The following is a 15,591-nucleotide window of genomic DNA, read 5'->3' as shown; positions in this document are numbered from 1 at the left end:
TCACGCTTCAGAGATGGCGCATGCTGGCGCTGCCATTTTGTTCAGTTTGACATCGGCGTCGATCAGACAGCATGCTGCTGTCGCACCTGCATTTTCTTTCGACGTGACCTGATACGCCGTAACGTCATCGAAGTCTGCCAACATCCGTTCCGGCCATACCGGCTCCATCACACGGGATTTCGTAATCATGAGTCACATCCACTTCATCGGCGGGGAAAAAGGCGGCGTCGGCAAATCGCTCGCCGCCCGTGTGCTGGCCCAGTATTTCATCGATCGGAGCGTGCCCTTCATGGGCTTCGATACCGACCGATCGCACGGCGCGCTACTGCGGTTCTATGCCGATTTTGCCGCGCCTGCCGTGCTCGACCAGCATGACAGCCTCGATCCGGTCATGGAATCGGCGCTCGAAGATCCGCAGCGGCGCATACTGGTCGACCTCGCGGCCCAGACGCGGCAGTCGCTCGCAAGATGGCTCGACGATTCGGACGTGCTGGATTTTGCCGAAGAACACGGCCTCACGTTGACGTGGTGGCACGTGATGGACACCGGACGCGATTCGGTCGATCTGCTGCGGCATTGGCTCGACGAATTCGGTGGACGCATCAGGCTGGTGCTGGTACTGAATGAAGTCCGCGGCGATCGCTTCGAGATTCTGGAGGCGTCCGGCGAACGCGAGCGGGCCGAGGCCCTCGGCGCCAGCGTGATTACGCTGCGCCGCCTGCCCGACACGACGATGCAGAAGATCGATCGTCAAAGCGCGAGCTTCTGGGCGGCGGTCAATCATCCCGACCGCGCCGCCACGGGGCTCGGCTTGCTGGAGCGGCAGCGCGTCAAGGTCTGGCTGCATCGTACTTATGAGGAGCTGGGTACGCTCGCGTTGTAGTGCGGGCCCCTGCGACGGCGCGGAGGGTGCGGCGCGTTGCCGGAATGGCTCATACACGGAAACCTGGAGGTTGCGATGGCCGATCACGACAGACTGCATCCACTCCGTCCGTTCCTGAAGAATTGGGTTTGGGAGCACGGCCGAATCGGGACGCGCTATCTCGACTGCGTCGATGGCGAAATCAAGTTCGATGCAGGCAAGAAATCGCATTTCGCTGCCGAGAAATATATCTACGTGCCGCTGGGCATGAACACTGACGACGACGCATCCGCGGAGGGTCCTGCGATCCACGAGGAAGGACTTGCCCGCTTTTTGCGGGCTGCGCAACTAGGCACGCCAGGGGAAGCCGGTTCTGTAGCGGAGGTTCAGCGCGCGGTGCAGGACTGCGTGGAGATCGGCCTGTTCAGCGCGTATCAACGGGAGGCTCGACAGGCGTTTGCCCGCTACGCGCAGGAAGCCATGTTCGACGACGAGATCCGCGCGGCGGTTGTCGACGACATCCGTCGAATTTACGTCGCCATGCGAGAGCAGCTGGCGCTGTACGATTTCAGTGTGCTCTACGGCTTGCCCACGCCGCTGCTGATCAGCGACACACCGTTCATCGACTGGCGCGTGAGCGCCAGTCCGGCACTTCCGTTCGTATCGCTTCCGCTGGGACCTTACTGCCTGCTGGTAGGCGCGCCGTCGGGCAGGAGTAGCCGAATCGGCCCGGTGGTCTGGAAGGCCGCTGCCGCGATGGGTCCGTTGAAGGACCACAACCGCCGGATCGAGGAGCACGCACGTCTGTGGCTGGTGGCGACCACCGACGACCAACTCGTCGCTGCACAAGGTCGCATTGCCGCGGCCAGGGGCGCCAGGCACCTGCCGCCGCCCACCTGATACCGCTTCACCGAATCCTCGGAATCCGGCGCGCCTCAGGTGCGAAGGGCGCGCCAGAGCACCAGTTTCTGTTCGAACGACAACGTCGCATTCGCCGGACTCGACGAAGGCAACACGAGCGTTTCATAACCCGCCGCGCCGATCACATCGGCAAACCGCCCTGCCGTCTTGCCGTTGAAGCAGACTTTCTTCAGCAACGGCGCATGCTCGCGCAACGAAGCAAAGTCGTTCGGCTTCGCATTCCGGATCGCCGAATCGAGACTGCCTTTGCGATGGCATGCATCGAGCACGTCCCAGATGCCGATGCCGTGCGCAAGCACGCGTTCGAGCCGCGCGTCATACACGAGTTCGTGCAGCCCGGGTTCGCCGAGCACCGCACCGAGCAACCGCCAGAACTGGTTGCGCGGATGCGCGTAGTACTGCGCGGCATCGAGCGACGCCTCGCCCGGAAAGCTGCCGAGAATCATCGTATGCGTATGCGGCCCGACGACCGGCGGAAAGCCTTGCAGCATCACGCTGCTCCGCGCGGTCCGACGGAGCGCGGCCCGTCGCCGTGCGCATCGAGATGGCGCCACAGCCCGGGCAACATGCATTCGGTGACCATCAGCGGCTTGCCGCGCCGCTGGAACACCGAGCGCCGCGCGGCGAACGCATGCGGCGCGCGCACGCCCGCGCCGAGCGCATGGCTCGCGAGCGCATACAGCGGATGACCTGCGATCACGCGCCGGCTGACGAGCGCGGAGCGCTCGACCTGCGGATCGCTGTACAGCAGCTCCGCGAGCGGCCGCGTGCGCAGCCGCCGCATCGCCTGCCACACGCCCTTGCTGGCCGCGAGCGGCGCGATGCTGTGCGCGGCGACGTACGGCGTGCCGTCGACCGACAGGATCACCTCGCGCACCCACATCGGCGCGCGCGGCGCACTGTCGAGCGCGTCCGGCTCGTCGAACCACGGACAGTCGACGGCCTCGCGCGTCACGCGCACGCTCACGCTGCCAAGCCGCGCGAGATGCGCGGTCAGCGAACCGCCGCGCGTGAGCCAGTCGCGCTGGTCGAGCGTGCAGCCGGGCCGGGGCGTGTCGCGCCAGCCCGCCCGTGCGCCGTCGAATCGCATCCGCGCGTTCACGCGCTGCGCGACAGCAGCAGCGCGTTGGTCCGCTTCACGAAGCTCGCCGGATCGTCGAGCATCCCGCCTTCGGCCAGCAACGCCTGGTCGAACAGCAGATGGCACCAGTCGCCGAAGTTGGCGCTATCGGCGTTCAGCTGCTTCACCAGCGCATGCTCCGGATTGATCTCGAGGATCGGCTGCATCGCCGGCGCGTTCTGGCCGGCCGCCTTCAGCATCCGCTGCAGATAGCCGCTCATGTCGTTGTCGTCGGCGACGAGGCACGACGGCGAATCGGTCAGGCGGAACGTGACGCGCACTTCCTTCACCTTGTCGCCGAGCGCTTCCTTCATCTTCTCGACGACCGGCTTGATTGCCTCGCCCGCCTGCTCCTGCGCCTTCTTTTCCTCGTCGTTCAGCTCGCCGAGGTCGAGATCGCCGCGCGCCACGCTCGCGAGCGGCTTGCCGTCGAACTCGTGCAGGAACGACAGCATCCATTCGTCGACGCGATCGGTCAGCAGCAGCACCTCGACACCCTTCTTGCGGAACACCTCCAGGTGCGGGCTGTTCTTCGCGGCCTGCCACGTATCGGCGGTCACGTAGTAGATCTTGCTCTGCTCGGGCTTCATGCGCGACACGTAGTCGGCGAGCGACACGTCCTGCGCGTCGGTGTCGCCGTGCGTCGACGCGAAGCGCAGCAGCTTCGCGATGCGCTCGCGGTTCGCGTGATCCTCGCCAAGGCCTTCCTTCAGCACCTGGCCGAACGCGCTCCAGAACGTCTTGTACTTCTCCTTGCCGGCATCCTCTTCCGCGTTCGCGAGCTCCTCGAGCATCGACAGCGCGCGCTTGGTCACGCCTTCGCGGATCGCCTTCACGTCACGGCTTTCCTGCAGGATTTCACGCGATACGTTGAGCGGCAGGTCGGCCGAATCGACGACGCCCTTCACGAAGCGCAGGTATTGCGGCAACAGCTGCTCGGCGTCGTCCATGATGAACACGCGCTTCACGTACAGCTTCAGGCCGCCGCGGTAGTCGCGGTTCCACAGGTCGAACGGCGCGTGCGCCGGCACGAACAGCAGCTGCGTGTATTCGCTGCGGCCCTCGACGCGGTTGTGGGTCCACGTGAGCGGATCCTGGTGGTCGTGCGCGATGTGCTGGTAGAACTGCGTGTACTGCTCGTCGGTGACGTCGCTCTTCGAACGCGTCCACAGCGCGCTCGCCTGGTTGACCGTCTCGTCCTCGTCCTTCAGGACCATCTCGCCCTTTTCCTGATCCCACTCTTCCTTCTGCATCAGGATCGGCAGCGCGATGTGATCGGAATACTTCTGGATGATCGACTTCAGGCGGTGCGACGACAGCAGCTCGTCCTCGCCTTCGCGCAGGTGCAGCGTGATCTTCGTGCCGCGCTGCGCGCGCTCGATCGCGTCGATCGTGAAATCGCCCTCGCCCGCGCTTTCCCAGCGCACGGCTTCGTTCGCCGGCAGGCCGGCGCGGCGCGTCTCGACGGTGATCCTGTCCGCGACGATGAAGCCCGAGTAGAAGCCGACGCCGAACTGGCCGATCAGCGCCGCATCCTTCTGCTGGTCGCCGGACAGCTTCGTGAAGAATTCCTTGGTGCCCGAACGCGCGATCGTGCCGAGGTTCGCGATCGCCTCGTCGCGGCTCATGCCGATGCCGTTGTCCTCGATCGTGATCGTGCGTGCCGCCTTGTCGAAGCCGATGCGGATGCGCAGGTTCGGATCGTTCTCGTACAGCGCGTTGTCCGCGAGCCCTTCGAAACGCAGCTTGTCGGCCGCGTCGGACGCGTTCGACACCAGTTCGCGCAGGAAGATTTCCTTGTTGCTGTAGAGCGAATGAATCATCAGGTGGAGGAGTTGCTTGACCTCTGCCTGAAAGCTCATCGTTTCGTGTGCCATGGATGCTGTTTCCTCTTACTTGAACTTGAATGGTGTAGCGCGGGTGCGCCGGCGCGCGATGCCGGCGGGCCCGTCAAGGACGACCGCCTGGCGCAGGCGGTTTGCGCGGGTATCTGGGGACGGGCGAGCGGATTTCAAGGGCGGCGTGCCGCCCGGCGTCACGACGCGCGCCGCGCCGCCGATTCGATATAGCGCGCGAGAAACCCCGGCAGCGCCGGATCGCCGCAGTTCGCGACATTGAAGCGCGTCCATGTCGACGACGACTGCTGCGGCGAGAACAGGCTCCCCGGCGTCAGCAGGAAGCCTTCCTCGTGCGCGGCGGCCGCGAGCGCATCCGAATCGACGCCCGTGTCGGCCCACAGGAACATCCCGGCCGCCGGCATCGTGAAGAGCCGCAGCCCGGTACGCTCGAGCATGCGCGCGGTCTTGTCGCGCACGCCGTCGAGCCGCGCGCGCAGCCGCTCGACGTGGCGCCGGTAGTGCCCTTCGGTCAGTATCTTGTACAACACGCGCTCGTTGAGCTCCGGCGTCGTCATCCCGACCAGCATCTTCTGGTCGGTGACCGCCTTCGCGATCTCCGGCGCGCAGGCGACATAGCCGACCCGCAAATTCGCCGCGAGCGTCTTCGAATAGCTGCCCAGGTAGATCACGCGCTTCAACTGGTCGAGGCTCGCGAGCCGCGTGGCCGAATAGCTCGGCGGGCACAGGTCGCCGTACACGTCGTCCTCGACGACGAGGAAATCGTACGCCTCCGCGAGCTTCAGGATCCGGAACGCCTGCGCGGCCGACAGCGACGTGCCGGTCGGGTTCTGCAGCACCGAATTGATCACGAGCATCTTCGGCCGCCACATCTGCACGAGCGTTTCCAGCGCGTCGAGATCGGGGCCGTCCGGCGTATAGGGCATCCCGACCAGTTGCGCGCCCTGCGACGCGAAGCGGCCGAACATCTGGAACCACGCGGGATCGCCGACGATCACCGCATCGCCGGGACGCACGTAGATCCGCGAGATCAGGTCGATCGCCTGCGTGATGCCCGACACCAGCACGAGCTGCTCGGGCTTCGCGCCGATCTCGACTTCCGCGAGCCGCGTCTGCAGCTGCTGGCGCAGCGGCAGGAAACCCTGCGCGGTGCCGAAACCGAGCATCTGCGCGCCGGACTGGCGCCCGAGCGCGCGCAGCGCACCGGTGATCAGCTCGCCGTCGAGCCAGCGGCCCGGCAGGTAGCCGAGACCCGGCCCTTTTTCCGGGCTGGCGGTATGCAGCATGTTGCGCAGCAGCCAGACCACGTCGATCGTGTTGTGCACCGGCGCGGCCTCGGCCACGCGCACCACGTTGTCGGCCGGCAGCGGGCCGGTGGCCGTGCGCTCGCGCACATAAAAGCCCGAGCCGCGCCGCGAGTCGAGGTAGCCCTGCGCGACGAGCCGTTCGTACGCTTCCACCACGGTGAAGCGCGACACGCTCTTGTCGAGCGCGAGCTTGCGGATCGACGGCATCCGCATGCCGGGCCGGAACACGCGTTCGTCGATGCGGCGCCGCGCCCACTGGACGAGCTGGTCGACGAGCGTGAGCGTGGCCGTATCGTGCGGCGCGGGAATCTGGGCGAGTGGGACGGTGGACATGGGCGGCGGCTCCAACTGTACCGAAGGCTATCGCGCCGATTGTACCGTTACTGTGCCGGTGCCGACGATTACAGTTGACCGGAATGGCGATCGTGCGGCCGCCGTTCCGGCCCTGCCGTATGCGGCGCAGCCCCGTCCGGCCTGCATTCGCGGCCGGGCACCGGCCGGCCGCCCAACCCCGCGCGTCGCCCGCCCACCATGACACTTTCGCTTCCCGACCGACGTTCATGCCAGCCCGCTCCCTGACCCTCGACCATCTCGTGATCGCCGCGCGTACGCTCGACGAAGGCGTGCGCCACGTCGCCGACGCGCTCGGCATCGAACCGGCCGGCGGCGGCCGCCATCCGCTGATGCGCACCCACAACGCGCTGTTCGGCGCGTGGGGCGGGCTGTACCTCGAAGTGATCGCGATCGATCCCGACGCGCCCGCGACAGGCGACGACGCCACGCCGCCGCGCGCGCGGCTGTTCGGCCTCGACGATCCGGCGATGCACGCGCGGCTCGCGCAGGGCCCGTTCCTCGCGCACTGGGTCGCGCGCGTCGACCGCCCGCGCCGGCTCGCGCTGTGGCAAAGCCAGTACCCGACGCGCATCGCGCCGGTCGTCGCGATGCGGCGCGGCGACCTGAGCTGGGGCCTCACGGTGCCCGACGACGGCGCGTTCCCCGCATGGCACGGCGCCGGCGACGGCCTCGTGCCGTCGCTGATCCAGTGGGACAGCCCGCGCCATCCGGCCGAATCGCTGCCGGACAACGGCGTCGCGCTGCAGGCGCTCAAGGGCGTCCACCCGCGTGCGGATGCCGTCCGCGAGCAGCTCGACTGGCTCGGCGCCGGCCATATGCTCGACCTCGACACCGGCGACGGCCCGCCGGCGCTCGTCGCCGAATTCGACACGCCGCAGGGCGCACGCACGCTGCGCTGACCGCCCCGGCGCCCTTTCGATTACCCGAACCCTGCAATACGGAGACACCCAGTCCATGAATTCGCGCGAAACCCGGGGCATGCTGCTCGGCCTCATCGGCGTGATGATCTTCAGCCTCACGCTGCCGATGACGCGTATCGTCGTCTCCGAACTCAACCCGCTGCTGAACGGGCTCGGCCGCGCGCTCGCCGCGTCGGTGCCGGCCGGCCTGCTGCTGTGGTGGCGCCGCGAACGGCTGCCGACCCGCGCGCAACTGAAAAGCCTCGCGGTCGTGTCGGCCGGCGTGATCATCGCGTATCCGGTGTTCTCCGCGTGGGCGATGAAGACCGTGCCGGCGTCGCACGGCGCGGTCGTCAACGGCCTGCAGCCGCTGTTCGTCGCGCTGTACGCGGCGTGGCTGTCGCATGAACGGCCGTCGAAGGCGTTCTGGGCCAGTGCGCTGGCCGGCAGCGCGCTGGTGATCGCGTTCGCGCTGCGCGATGGCGGCGGGACGGTGCAGGCCGGCGACGCGCTGATGCTCGTCGCGGTCGGCATCGGCGCGCTCGGCTATGCGGAAGGCGCGCGCCTCGCGCGCCAGATCGGCGGCTGGCAGGTGATCTGCTGGGCGCTCGTCGTGTCCGCGCCGTTCCTCGTGCTGCCGGTCGGCTGGCTCGCATGGACGCAGCACGTCGCGCACCCCGCCCCGCTCGCGCTGCGCACGTGGCTCGCGTTCGGCTACGTGACCCTCTTTTCGCAATTCATCGGCTTTTTCGCGTGGTACGCGGGGCTCGCCATGGGCGGCATCGCGCGCGTCGGCCAGGTGCAACTGCTGCAGATCTTCTTCACGATCGCCTTTTCCGCGCTGCTGTTCGGCGAAACGGTGACGCCGTCGACCTGGCTGTTCGCGGCCGCCGTGATCGCGACCGTGATGCTCGGCCGGCGCTCGGCGGTGGCCACGGCCCCGCGTCCCGCTCGCGCCGGTTGATGAGGTGCGCCATAATGTCCGTTTTGCCTGAACGGTTTTGCCCACCCGGCCGCGACGGCCCGATCGCGCTCCCGCACGCCCACCCGGCTGCGTCGACGCAATCTGCCTGACCGACCTTTCTTGACTGACCACGATATCCGAACGAGGAGACTATGAATCCGAGCGACCTGCATCCGCCGCACTGGCAGCTTTCCGAACGCGCCCGCAAGCTGACGAGCTCTGCGATCCGCGAGATCCTGAAGGTCACGGAACGCCCCGAGGTCATCTCGTTCGCAGGCGGCCTGCCCGCTCCCGCGACGTTCCCGGCCGAGCGCATGCGCGCCGCGGCCGACCGCGTGCTGCGCGATGCGCCCGCCGCCGCACTCCAGTACAGCGCGACCGAAGGCTACCTGCCGCTGCGCGAATGGATCGCCGAGCGCTACAGCGTGCGCGTGTCGCAGGTGCTGATCACGACCGGCTCGCAGCAGGCGCTCGACCTGCTCGGCAAGGCGCTGATCGATCCGGACAGCCCGATCCTCGTCGAAACCCCGACCTACCTCGGCGCGCTGCAGTCGTTCTCGCTGTACGAGCCGCGCTACGTGCAGGTGCCGACCGACGAGCAGGGCCTGCTGCCCGAAGGCCTCACGCCCGCGCTCACGCAAGGCGCACGCCTGCTGTACGCGCAGCCGAACTTCCAGAACCCGACCGGCCGCCGCCTGCCCGTCGAGCGCCGCCGCGCGCTCGCCGCGTTCGCGCAGTCGAGCCCGTTCCCGGTGCTGGAAGACGACCCGTACGGCGCACTGAACTACCAGGGCGAGCCGCTGCCGACGATGCTGTCGATGGCGCCCGACCATATCGTGCACCTCGGCACGTTCTCGAAGGTGCTCGCGCCGGGCCTGCGGATCGGCTACATCATTGCCCCCGAGGAACTCCACTTCAAGCTCGTGCAGGCCAAGCAGGCCACCGACCTGCACACGCCGACGCTCACGCAGCGCATCGCGCACGAAGTGATCAAGGACGGCTTCCTCGACGAGCACATCCCGACGATCCGCCAGCTGTACGGCGCGCAATGCGAGGCGATGCTCGCGTCGCTCGCGCGCCACATGCCGGAAGGCGTCACGTGGAACCGCCCGGACGGCGGCATGTTCATCTGGGTGAACCTGCCCGCGCAGATCGACAGCATGAAGCTGCTCGAGGCCGCGGTCGCCAACCACGTCGCCTTCGTGCCGGGCGCGCCGTTCTTCGCGAACGACCCGCAGCAGAACACGCTGCGCCTGTCGTTCGTGACGGTGCCGCCGGAGAAGATCGAGGAAGGCGTCGCGCGCCTCGGCAAGCTGCTGCGCGAGCGTCTCTGATCCGCTTTTTCCCTGTCACGACTCTCTACGATCCACGAGGAATCGAATCCATGGCTAACGTCTACGACAAGCTGAAGTCGCTCGGCATCGAGCTCCCGACCGCCGGCGCACCGGCCGCCGCCTACGTGATGAGCGCGCAAAGCGGCAACACGGTCTACCTGTCGGGCCACATTGCGAAGAAGGACGGCAAGGTCTGGGCCGGCAAGCTCGGCGCGGACCTGCAGACGGAAGACGGCAAGGCGGCTGCGCGCGCGATCGCGATCGACCTGCTCGCGACGCTGCACGCGCACACGGGCGACCTGAACAAGGTCACGCGCATCGTGAAGCTGATGAGCCTCGTCAACTCGACGCTCGACTTCACCGAACAGCACATCGTGACGAACGGTGCGTCGGAACTGATCGCCGAGGTGTTCGGCGACGCCGGCAAGCACGCGCGTTCGGCGTTCGGCGTCGCGCAGATTCCGCTCGGCGCGTGCGTCGAGATCGAACTGATCGCCGAAGTCGCGTAACGGGGGCATCGAGGTGACCGGTCGTCTCGTCCGCTTCAAGCAGGTCGACGTGTTCACGTCGGTGCTGTTCAAGGGCAACCCGCTCGCCGTGGTGTTCGACGCCGACTCGCTCGGCGACGACGCCATGCTCGCGATCGCCCGCTGGACGAACCTGTCGGAAACCACGTTCGTCTGCACGCCGACCGATCCGGGCGCCGACTACCGCGTGCGGATCTTCACGACGGCGGGCGAGCTGCCGTTCGCCGGCCACCCGACGCTCGGCACCGCGCATGCGTTCCTGGAAAGCGGCGCGCGGCCGCGCACGCCGGGCCGGCTGGTCCAGCAATGCGGGGTCGGCCTGGTCGAACTGCGCGAACAGGCCGATGGCTGGGCATTTGCCGCGCCGCCGGCACGGTTCACGCCGCTCGACCGTTCGGACTACCCGGCACTGGTGGCCGCGTTGCGCAGCGACGCGATCGACCTGGAAGCCGAGCCGTGCGCGATCGACAATGGCGCGCCGTGGCTGGTCGTGCGGCTGAAGTCGGCCGACGCGTGCATCGGGCTGGCGCCCGATCCGGCCGCGCTGGAGGCGCTCACGCGCCGCTACGGCACGGACGGCCTCGCGGTCTACGCGCCGCATGCCGAAGGCGGTCCCGCGACCTTCGAAATCCGCTGCCTGATGACGGGCGGCGACTTCGGCTTCGGCGAGGACCCGGTCACCGGCAGCGCAAACGCCGCGCTGGCCGGGCTGCTGACGCGGCAGGGACGCCGCCCCGGCCAGTCGTATACGGCCCGCCAGGGCACGGCGATCGGCCGCGACGGCCGCATCTTCGTCAGCTATGCCGAAGACGGCACCACGTGGATCGGCGGCCACGTCGTCACGGTCGTCGACGGCACCTTCCGGTCCCCCGTGTAACATTTCGCGATGTGCGATGGCGCCGGCCCGGCCGGCGCCCTACGATTCCCCCGGCTATCGCAAAAACGTTCCAGCCAGTAATATCGGGCCTAATCCGTCGCTTCGGCGGGTCTGTCCATGGTTGCGCATCCCGCGTACGAACAGACGCCGGTGCGACCCCAACCATAGCCGGCCATCCCGACGCGGGATGGCGCACGCGAGCAGGACGCCGCCCTCTTCGATGAGCTCCGCCCGGTCAAACCACCCGCCGCCGAACCGGCCGCTACGCGCGCCACGCAAGTCGCGCCGGCGCGCGCTGTTCGCGATCCCGCTGCTCGGGATGCTCGCGCTCGCGCTGCTGTGGGCCGTGATCATCGCGCGGCTGTCGGTCGAAAAGGACAGCGCGTACAAGGAAGCGGCGGCTTCCGCGGCGATCCTGTCGTCCGCGCTCGAACAGCACACGGTCAAGGCGATCCACCAGGTCGACCAGATCACCCGCTTCGTCAAGTTCGAATTCGAGAAATCGCCCGCGCGCTTCAACCTCGCGAGCACGGTCGAAAAAGGCGTCGTGCCGAGCGACACGCTGATCCAGGTTTCGCTCGTCAACGCGAAGGGCATCCTGTTCGCGAACACGGCCGAACTCCACCCGAAACCGATCAACCTGTCCGACCGCGAGCACTTCAAGGTCCACCTCGCGCACAACGACGATCGCCTGTACATCAGCAAGCCCGTGCTCGGCCGCGTGTCGAGCCACTGGACGCTGCAGATGACGCGGCGCCTGAACAACCCGGACGGCAGCTTCGCCGGCATCGTCGTGGTGTCGGAAGACCCGAGCTACTTCACGAACGACTTCTACAACAACGCGGCGATCGGCAAGGAAGGCGTGATCTCCGTCGTGTCGGATACGGGTGCCGTGCTCGCGCGGCGCACCGGCTCGCTCAACAACGCACCGGGGGCGTTCTCCGCATCGGGCGTCTACCCGATCGCCGAGCGCGTCACGGGCACGATCATCGACCCGATCGACGGCGTCACGCGCATCGTGTCGTACCGCCACCTCGACGGCTACCCGCTCGCCGTGATGGTCGGGCTGTCGCAGACCGAGGAATACGCGGACTACTACCATACGCGCAACGTCTACCTGCTGATGACGAGCTTCATCACGCTCGCGATGCTCGCGTTCTTCGGCGTCGCGACGGGGCTGATCGGCAAGCTGCTCGGCCGCGAGCGCGAGATGACCCAGCTCGCCGAATACGACCTGCTCACCGGCCTCGCGAACCGCTACGCGACCCTGCGCGGGCTGCGCAACGACGTGTCGATGCCGGCCAGCCTGTCGCGGCTCGGCCTGCTGTTCATCGACCTCGACAACTTCAAGACCGTCAACGACACGCTCGGCCACAACGCCGGCGACATCGTGCTGCAGATGACCGCGTCGCGCCTGTCGGATGCCGTCGGCGACGAAGGCTCGCTCGCACGGATCGGCGGCGACGAGTTCGTCGTCGTGATGAAGGGCGACGACGTCGAACGGCGCGCGGTGCGGCTCGCGGAAGCGATCATCCGGATGTTCGGCGAGCCGTTCGACGTGCGCGGCAGTTCGTTCGTGCTGCATGCGAGCATCGGCATCGCGCTGCACACCGTCGCGAACGAAAGCGAAATCGACCTGCTGAAGAAGGCCGACCTCGCGATGTACAGCGCGAAGGATGCGGGCAAGAACTGCTACCAGTTCTACGCGCCGCACCTGTCGCATCGCGCGGATCACCTGATGCGCTGGGAACAGCAACTGCGCGTCGCGCTCGCCGACGGGCAGCTGTTCCTCGCGTACCAGCCGAAGATCGACCTGACGCACCGCACGATCACCGGCTTCGAGGCGCTCGCGCGCTGGGACCACCCCGAGCACGGGGTCATTTCCGCGAACGAATTCATTTCGATCGCCGAATCGACGGGCCTGATCGTGCCGATCGGCGACTTCGTGATCCGCACCGCGTGCGAACAGATCGCGCGCTGGCGCGACGACGGTCACGACACGCTGACGCTCGCGGTCAACATCTCGCCGGTACAGTTCTGGCGCGGCGACCTGATCGAGACGATTTCGCAGGCGCTGCAGGACACCGGCATCGACGCGAACCGGCTCGAGCTCGAGATCACCGAGACCGCGATGATGGAATATCCGGAGCTCGTGTCCGAGAAGATCGTCGCGTTGAAGAAGCTCGGCATCCGGATCGCGCTCGACGACTTCGGCACCGGCTACTCGTCGCTGTCGTACCTGCACCGCTTCTCCGTCGATACGTTGAAGGTCGACCGCTCGTTCGTGCAGGCGATCCCGAACGATCGCAGCGTGTGCGTGATGGTGTCGTCGATCGTGCATCTCGCGCGCTCGCTCGGCCTGACGGTCGTCGTCGAAGGCACCGAAACCGAGGAGCAGATCGCATGGCTGTCCGCGCTCGGCGAGATCGAGGCGCAGGGCTTCCTGTTCTCGCGCCCCGTGCCGGCCGACGCGATCCCCGCGCTGATCGCGCGCTTCGGCGTGCGCGGCAACCGGCCGAACGTCCTCGCGCACCGCGCGACCGGCAGCACCGGCGCCTGAACCCGCAACCTGCAACCCGCACGGCCCATGTTGCGCGGCACATCGATCATTTCGGCTTCCGATGCGGTTGTTTAGTTCATTTACTAGCGTTTTCGCGCATGGCAGTGTCATGACTCGCGGCGGACAATCGGGAGGGCCATCGTGTCGGCGGGCCGCCGGCACGTCCCTATGCGCGAGACCAGGCCCGGCGCCAACCGCAACACCATCATGACCACCGTCGAAGTCGAAGCGGCCGAACGTGTCGAACAGGCACAGGCATCCCTGTGGGCCTTGTTCAAGGTCGTCGCCGGCATTTCCGCGCTGTCGTGGGGCGGGCTTTCGATGATGGCGCAGCTCGAACGCCACTACGTCGAGCGGTGGCAGCGCATCGAGCCGCACGTATTCGCCGATTTCGTCGCCCTTGCATGGCTTGTGCCAGGCCCCGTCGGCTGTAATGTCGCCGTGCAGGTCGGCCAGACGCTGCACGGCCGCGCAGGCGCGTGGGTCGCCGGCATCGCGAGCGTCCTTCCGTTCTCCGTGCTGATGACGCTGTTTGCGATCTTCTACCGCACGCCGGTCGTGCGCTCGCTGGCCGCGCCGGTGCTGATCAATCACTTCGGGATGGTGCTTGCCGCGCTGATCGGCGTCACGTGGGTCAAGCAGTGGCGCGCGCTCGCGCGCACGCGGCTCGAACAGGTGATCGCCGCGCTGTCGACGATTCTGCTCGCTTTCGCGCATAGTCCGGCCGCTTTCGTCGGGATTCTTTTCGCGGCGTTTGCAGCTGGCTGGCTCACCGGGCCGCCGCAACACGCCACGGTCGACGTCACGCTGTCGAAACGCGACCGCAACCTGCTCGTGCTGCTGGCCGTACTCGTCGCGGTATTCGCACTGCCGCTGCCCGGCGACTACCAGGAGACGCTGCTGTGGCCGCGGCTCGCCGGCGCCGGCATGACGCTGTTCGGCGGCGGCTTCTCCGCGCTGCCCGTGCTCAAGACGCTGTTCGTGTCGCCGGCCACCGGCATCTCCGATCGCGACTTCACGCTCGCCTTCGCGCTGTCGCCGGTGGCGCCCGGCCCGCTGCTGAACGTCGTGCCGTTTCTCGGCTACCTGACCGACGGCTGGAGCGGTGCGCTGCTCGCGACCGCCGCGCTGTTCATTCCGTCGGGATGTCTCGTCGTGTTCGCGCAGAACCATCTGTTCCGGCTCAAGCGCCATTCGCGCTTCGAGCACGGGATGCGCCTGCTGCGCGCGGCGACGACGGGCTTTCTCGTCGTCGCCGTCGTGAAGATCCTGCATCGCGAACCGGCCGATCCCGTCTATTGGCTCACGGGCGCCTTCGCGACGCTGTGCTTCACGCGCTTCAAGGTGCCCGTGTATGCCGTCTACGGTGCGGTCGCGATCGCATGCGGCGTGTGGCTGTGGGCCGTCGCCCACTGACGGCTGGCCCCGGTCGCCGCCCCCGCCGCCGGACGCTTGCGGCTCAGCCCGCCGGTACCGCGACGCGGCGTGCGGCCCAGCGTGCGCGCAGCGCGTCGTACGCGAGGTTGAAGCAGAACGTGTAGGGCAGGAAGAACAGCACGATGCCGAGGTCGAGCAGCAGCGCCTCGACGAGGCTCACGTTCAGCCACCACGCAGCGACCGGCACCACCATCGCGACGAGGCCGAGCTCGAACATGACCGCATGCGCGATCCGCATGCCGAGCGTGCGCGTGAGGCCCGCCCGCCGCTCGAAGCGGTCGAACAGCGTGTTGAACGTCATGTTCCAGGCCATCGCGATCAGCGACACCATCACCGTCAGCACGCCGACGTGCGACACCGGCATGTCGAGCAGCCACGCACCGATCGGCGCGCACAGCGCGATCGCCACCAGCTCGAACGTCAGCGCATGAACGAGACGTTCCGTCACCGTTTTGTTGATCTGTTTCATGGTTCCCTCCGATGCGTTCGTACAATCCATGCCGGTCATTTTGATCGGCGAAACCGCGCGAATCCAGTTTGATATCATCGGTTTTACCGATATAAAACCCTGAG

Annotated in this window: 15 protein-coding genes; 9 read left to right on the top strand and 6 right to left on the bottom strand. The window is 67.4% G+C overall.

Features of this window, described 5'->3' with window-relative positions:
* Entirely contained in the window at positions 1-189 is a 189-nt protein-coding gene (locus DIE02_RS28045; RefSeq protein WP_124487182.1) for a hypothetical protein, read from the bottom strand.
* On the opposite strand from DIE02_RS28045, the gene DIE02_RS28040 reads away from it, so the two are divergent.
* Positions 188-883 carry a mobilization protein gene (locus DIE02_RS28040; RefSeq protein ID WP_039319584.1) on the top strand — a complete coding sequence of 232 codons (696 nt, stop codon included), beginning with the start codon at positions 188-190 and terminating at the stop codon, positions 881-883. The two genes, DIE02_RS28045 and DIE02_RS28040, sit on opposite strands and share 2 nt — an antisense overlap.
* 75 nt (positions 884-958) lie before the next feature.
* Positions 959-1,762, top strand: coding sequence for a hypothetical protein (locus DIE02_RS28035; RefSeq protein ID WP_124487181.1), 804 nt, complete (start codon positions 959-961; stop codon positions 1,760-1,762).
* 35 nt (positions 1,763-1,797) lie between these two features.
* On the opposite strand, the gene DIE02_RS28030 is transcribed toward DIE02_RS28035, so the two are convergent.
* From DIE02_RS28030 to DIE02_RS28015, 4 genes are all read right to left on the bottom strand, one after another.
* On the bottom strand, positions 1,798-2,274 hold the full coding sequence (locus tag DIE02_RS28030) for a DNA-deoxyinosine glycosylase (protein WP_044846432.1): 477 nt from the start codon (positions 2,272-2,274) through the stop codon (positions 1,798-1,800).
* Entirely contained in the window at positions 2,274-2,873 is a 600-nt protein-coding gene (locus DIE02_RS28025; RefSeq protein ID WP_124487180.1) for a chorismate lyase, read from the bottom strand. The genes DIE02_RS28030 and DIE02_RS28025 overlap by 1 nt, the downstream gene beginning before the upstream one ends.
* 8 nt (positions 2,874-2,881) lie before the next feature.
* Positions 2,882-4,780 (bottom strand): molecular chaperone HtpG, encoded by a 1,899-nt coding sequence (htpG, locus tag DIE02_RS28020; protein WP_124487179.1) that lies wholly within the window; start codon positions 4,778-4,780, stop codon positions 2,882-2,884.
* A gap of 158 nt (positions 4,781-4,938) precedes the next feature.
* The gene (locus tag DIE02_RS28015) at positions 4,939-6,399 is read right to left on the bottom strand and encodes a PLP-dependent aminotransferase family protein (RefSeq protein ID WP_124487178.1); all 1,461 of its coding nucleotides are present in this window, start codon (positions 6,397-6,399) and stop codon (positions 4,939-4,941) included.
* A gap of 227 nt (positions 6,400-6,626) precedes the next feature.
* Here DIE02_RS28015 and DIE02_RS28010 point away from each other — a divergent pair, with 227 nt between their 5' ends.
* The 7 genes from DIE02_RS28010 (at position 6,627) to DIE02_RS27980 (ending at position 14,997) form a co-directional block, all read left to right on the top strand.
* The gene (locus DIE02_RS28010; RefSeq protein ID WP_124487177.1) at positions 6,627-7,319 is read left to right on the top strand and encodes a VOC family protein; all 693 of its coding nucleotides are present in this window, start codon (positions 6,627-6,629) and stop codon (positions 7,317-7,319) included.
* 55 nt (positions 7,320-7,374) lie between these two features.
* Positions 7,375-8,283, top strand: a complete 909-nt coding sequence (locus tag DIE02_RS28005; RefSeq protein WP_006752871.1) for a DMT family transporter — start codon at positions 7,375-7,377, stop codon at positions 8,281-8,283.
* 152 nt (positions 8,284-8,435) lie between these two features.
* Positions 8,436-9,617 (top strand): PLP-dependent aminotransferase family protein, encoded by a 1,182-nt coding sequence (locus tag DIE02_RS28000; protein ID WP_124487176.1) that lies wholly within the window; start codon positions 8,436-8,438, stop codon positions 9,615-9,617.
* Positions 9,618-9,667: 50 nt separating this feature from the next.
* Positions 9,668-10,126 carry a RidA family protein gene (locus tag DIE02_RS27995; protein ID WP_039319604.1) on the top strand — a complete coding sequence of 153 codons (459 nt, stop codon included), beginning with the start codon at positions 9,668-9,670 and terminating at the stop codon, positions 10,124-10,126.
* A gap of 13 nt (positions 10,127-10,139) precedes the next feature.
* Complete coding sequence (locus tag DIE02_RS27990) at positions 10,140-11,021, top strand: PhzF family phenazine biosynthesis protein (protein ID WP_124487175.1); 882 nt, start codon at positions 10,140-10,142, stop codon at positions 11,019-11,021.
* Positions 11,022-11,241: 220 nt separating this feature from the next.
* Positions 11,242-13,581: an EAL domain-containing protein gene (locus tag DIE02_RS27985; RefSeq protein WP_124487174.1), complete on the top strand. Its 2,340-nt coding sequence runs from the start codon at positions 11,242-11,244 to the stop codon at positions 13,579-13,581.
* 207 nt (positions 13,582-13,788) lie between these two features.
* Complete coding sequence (locus DIE02_RS27980) at positions 13,789-14,997, top strand: chromate transporter (protein ID WP_124487173.1); 1,209 nt, start codon at positions 13,789-13,791, stop codon at positions 14,995-14,997.
* Between the two features lie 43 nt (positions 14,998-15,040).
* Here the strand turns inward: DIE02_RS27980 and DIE02_RS27975 are convergent, their stop codons facing one another.
* Entirely contained in the window at positions 15,041-15,487 is a 447-nt protein-coding gene (locus DIE02_RS27975) for a multidrug/biocide efflux PACE transporter (RefSeq protein ID WP_124487172.1), read from the bottom strand.
* Between the last annotated feature and the right edge of the window lie 104 nt (positions 15,488-15,591).

Origin of the sequence: Burkholderia sp. Bp8991, from assembly GCF_003853795.1 — a bacterium.
Lineage (GTDB): Bacteria > Pseudomonadota > Gammaproteobacteria > Burkholderiales > Burkholderiaceae > Burkholderia.
This window is presented reverse-complemented; position numbering and strand designations above follow the sequence as displayed.

What these genes read in the sequence shown, in the direction of transcription:
- DIE02_RS28025 (WP_124487180.1), bottom strand. Translation starts at nt 2,873, where the DNA reads ATGCGATTCGACGGCGCACGGGCGGGCTGGCGCGACACGCCCCGGCCC.
- DIE02_RS28000 (WP_124487176.1), top strand. Translation starts at nt 8,436, where the DNA reads ATGAATCCGAGCGACCTGCATCCGCCGCACTGGCAGCTTTCCGAACGC.
- DIE02_RS28045 (WP_124487182.1), bottom strand. Translation starts at nt 189, where the DNA reads ATGATTACGAAATCCCGTGTGATGGAGCCGGTATGGCCGGAACGGATG.
- DIE02_RS28030 (WP_044846432.1), bottom strand. Translation starts at nt 2,274, where the DNA reads ATGCTGCAAGGCTTTCCGCCGGTCGTCGGGCCGCATACGCATACGATG.
- DIE02_RS27975 (WP_124487172.1), bottom strand. Translation starts at nt 15,487, where the DNA reads ATGAAACAGATCAACAAAACGGTGACGGAACGTCTCGTTCATGCGCTG.
- DIE02_RS28005 (WP_006752871.1), top strand. Translation starts at nt 7,375, where the DNA reads ATGAATTCGCGCGAAACCCGGGGCATGCTGCTCGGCCTCATCGGCGTG.
- htpG (WP_124487179.1), bottom strand. Translation starts at nt 4,780, where the DNA reads ATGGCACACGAAACGATGAGCTTTCAGGCAGAGGTCAAGCAACTCCTC.
- DIE02_RS28015 (WP_124487178.1), bottom strand. Translation starts at nt 6,399, where the DNA reads ATGTCCACCGTCCCACTCGCCCAGATTCCCGCGCCGCACGATACGGCC.
- DIE02_RS27985 (WP_124487174.1), top strand. Translation starts at nt 11,242, where the DNA reads ATGAGCTCCGCCCGGTCAAACCACCCGCCGCCGAACCGGCCGCTACGC.
- DIE02_RS28040 (WP_039319584.1), top strand. Translation starts at nt 188, where the DNA reads ATGAGTCACATCCACTTCATCGGCGGGGAAAAAGGCGGCGTCGGCAAA.
- DIE02_RS27995 (WP_039319604.1), top strand. Translation starts at nt 9,668, where the DNA reads ATGGCTAACGTCTACGACAAGCTGAAGTCGCTCGGCATCGAGCTCCCG.
- DIE02_RS28010 (WP_124487177.1), top strand. Translation starts at nt 6,627, where the DNA reads ATGCCAGCCCGCTCCCTGACCCTCGACCATCTCGTGATCGCCGCGCGT.
- DIE02_RS28035 (WP_124487181.1), top strand. Translation starts at nt 959, where the DNA reads ATGGCCGATCACGACAGACTGCATCCACTCCGTCCGTTCCTGAAGAAT.
- DIE02_RS27980 (WP_124487173.1), top strand. Translation starts at nt 13,789, where the DNA reads ATGACCACCGTCGAAGTCGAAGCGGCCGAACGTGTCGAACAGGCACAG.